This is a genomic window from Bartonella sp. MR168JLCBS, from assembly GCF_042194175.1.
In genome coordinates this window covers 1-1,262 of record NZ_JBHIMP010000110.1, presented here as the reverse complement: position 1 = coordinate 1,262, position 1,262 = coordinate 1, and the positions used below count along the sequence as shown (strand labels likewise).

Here is a 1,262-nt window from a genome sequence, read left to right as displayed (position 1 = left end):
GAAAAAACAGGAATTGTTAGAGGAAGAACCAGGTTTATTTCCTGAACTCTCTAATGTTGATCGTGATATTCAGCAGAACGGGTTATTCGGGAAATTATCGATGACCCTGAAGCTGCCTCATCGTTCGATGGCGGTTCTTTATAAAGATTTCTTGGTTCGTTACTGTATAAACGGTATGTCAGGAGTTTCTTTTAGTCTCTCTCAATTTCGGCTTAAGTTGGCTATTGCGCCGATTTTTAACCTACTTCGAAGAGCGTAGACTTGTTGTTATTCCATACGTATTTAAACGGTCAACGCATTATAGCTTTTACTGATCTTGGTGTAGAAACAGCACCGGGAGATTTCAAAGGGACAACTTAACCGAATAAGCTTGAGACAGATTGCTCTGCTGCTGTTCTTGCAATTGCTTCTCCAATAAGGTCGGCAATTGGTAAAACGCGGATATTATGTGCATTCTCAACTGCTGCCGTTGGCATAATTGAATCAGTAAAAACAAATTTTTTATTTTTTGAATGGGTAATACGTTCAATAGCATTTCCAGAAAGAACACCGTGTGTGATGTAAGCTGTGACGCTATTCGCACCGTGTTTAAGGAGAGCGCTTGCTGCATTGCATAGGGTTCCGCCTGAATCAACAATATCATCCAGCAAAAGACAATCTTTTCCTGAGACATCTCCAATGATATTCATAACTTCTGATTCACCAGGGCGTTCACGACGTTTATCAACAATAGCTAGCAAACTATTCAAGCGCTTGGCTAAGGAACGTGCACGTACTACACCACCAACATCAGGTGAAATAACAATAACATTTTCAAGAGAATAATGCACCTTGACATCGCGAGAAATAACAGGAACAGCATAGAGATTATCCGTGGGAATATCAAAAAAACCTTGGATCTGCCCTGCATGAAGGTCTAATGTTAAAACGCGATGGGCTCCTGCTTCAGTAATCAAGTTTGCAACAAGTTTTGCGGAGATGGGGGTACGTGGTCCAGGCTTGCGGTCTTGCCGGGCATAACCAAAATAGGGTATAACAGCTGTGATACGACGCGCCGAAGAACGATGAAGGGCATCAATCATGATGAGCAATTCCATCAAATGATCGTTTGCAGGATAGGATGTAGATTGCAAAACAAACACGTCTTGTCCGCGTACATTTTCATGTAATTCTACAAAAATTTCTTGATCAGCAAAGCGCTTTACTGTTGCTTTACCTAAGGGAGTATTTAAATAAGTTGCAACATCTTCAGCAAGACGTGG

General features: G+C 41.4%; 1 protein-coding gene and 1 pseudogene. One reads left to right on the top strand and one right to left on the bottom strand.

Features of this window, described 5'->3' with window-relative positions:
• Positions 1-360 (top strand): annotated as a pseudogene (locus tag ACFIK8_RS09530) (ATP-binding protein); the annotation flags it as partial.
• Here ACFIK8_RS09530 and ACFIK8_RS09525 read toward each other — a convergent pair.
• Positions 357-1,262 (bottom strand): ribose-phosphate pyrophosphokinase (locus ACFIK8_RS09525; RefSeq protein ID WP_375669284.1); only part of this gene is annotated, 906 nt, incomplete at its 5' end. The pseudogene ACFIK8_RS09530 and the gene ACFIK8_RS09525 sit on opposite strands and share 4 nt — an antisense overlap.